The 1223-nt window shown below is 68.7% G+C and carries 2 protein-coding genes; both read right to left on the bottom strand.

Annotated elements, in window-relative coordinates:
• Positions 1 to 250 precede the first annotated feature (250 nt).
• Positions 251 to 799, bottom strand: a complete 549-nt coding sequence (gene yfcE, locus FVW27_RS16335) for a phosphodiesterase (RefSeq protein ID WP_167127155.1) — start codon at positions 797 to 799, stop codon at positions 251 to 253.
• A gap of 202 nt (positions 800 to 1001) precedes the next feature.
• Positions 1002 to 1223 (bottom strand): Hsp20/alpha crystallin family protein (locus FVW27_RS16330; protein WP_167127153.1); only part of this gene is annotated, 222 nt, incomplete at its 5' end.

The following is a 1223-nucleotide window of genomic DNA, read 5'->3' as shown; positions in this document are numbered from 1 at the left end:
CGGCGTGGCCCAGCCCGGCCATGGGGGCCAGCCACAGCCGCCCCGGCACGGTGCGCCCGCCCACGGTCAGCGGCGCACGCAGACGCGCGGCAAGAGCCGCATCACTTGCGGCAGGGGTGTCGGGGGCGGTTTCGAGGGCGATACCGGGGGCTGCGTCGGTCATGGCGTCGTGTGGGGATATGTTCGGAGGGGACGTCTTCGGCATGGAGGGCTGGACTGGTGACTGCACGGAAAACGGCACGGGCGCGGGCTATGCGCCGGGGGTGTGGCGCAGCACTTCGTTGCCGTCCAGGTCGCGGATGGACAGGGTGCCCGCCTCGTAGAGGCCGTACGAGGCCACATAGCCGTCCTTGGGCAGGGTTGTGGAGCCCACGTTCCAGATGTGCAGACCGTCCACGGTTTCCGCGCGGGGGATGTGGGTATGCCCGCACAGGAACACGTCGCCGGGGGTCAGGTTGGGGAAGCGGTCGGGCAGTTGGTGGTGGTGTCCGTGGTTGGCCCAGATGCGCAGCCCGTCGGCAAAAATCCACGCCGCTTCCGGCAGGGGAAAGCGCAGGACCATGGTGTCCACCTCCGCGTCGCAGTTGCCGCGCACGGCGATGATGCGCGGTGCCCAGTCATTCAGCAGGGCCGCCACTTCGCGCGGGGCGTAGCCTTCGGGCACCGGGTTGCGCGGGCCGTGGTACAGCAGGTCGCCCAGCAGCACCAGGGCATCGGGGTGATGGGTACGGGCCAGTTCCAGCACCAGTTCGGTGCGCGGCAGCGAGCCGTGCAGGTCGGAGGCGATGAGCAGTTTCATGGTCGGTTGATTCCTGATGGTATGGCTGGCGCGGCACAGGAGCGCGCCGGGAAGGGAACGGGCCGCCGCCTGGGGCGGTGGCCCGGTACATGAACACGAAAAGGTTCGTATGCGGAAAAGTGGTTCTGAATGCGGTCTGTTGCGCGATGCGCGGGCTAGGGGCTGTTTCTGAATCAGGATTTTCGTTCGTTGGCAACAGCCCCTACAGATGTTCGACGGCAATCCTTCGCGGGGCGGCGGCCTCGCGCTTGGGCATGCGGATGGTCAGCACGCCGTTGGCCAGTTGGGCCGAAATGCGCGTGGCATCCACCATGTCCGACAGGGTGAACACGGCGTGGTACTCCACGTCGCCGAACTCCATGGCGTGCACGCGGGGGCCGCCCGCCGGGCCGCAGCCGCAGGGGGCGGGGGCGGGGCCATCTGC

This window comes from Nitratidesulfovibrio liaohensis, assembly GCF_011682075.1.
Lineage (GTDB): Bacteria > Desulfobacterota > Desulfovibrionia > Desulfovibrionales > Desulfovibrionaceae > Cupidesulfovibrio > Cupidesulfovibrio liaohensis.
The sequence above is the reverse complement of the archived record's forward strand: the minus strand, read 5'-3'. Positions and strand labels throughout refer to the sequence as shown.

Coding starts and splice junctions, on each gene's coding strand:
- yfcE (WP_167127155.1), bottom strand. CDS start 799: ATGAAACTGCTCATCGCCTCCGACCTGCACGGCTCGCTGCCGCGCACC.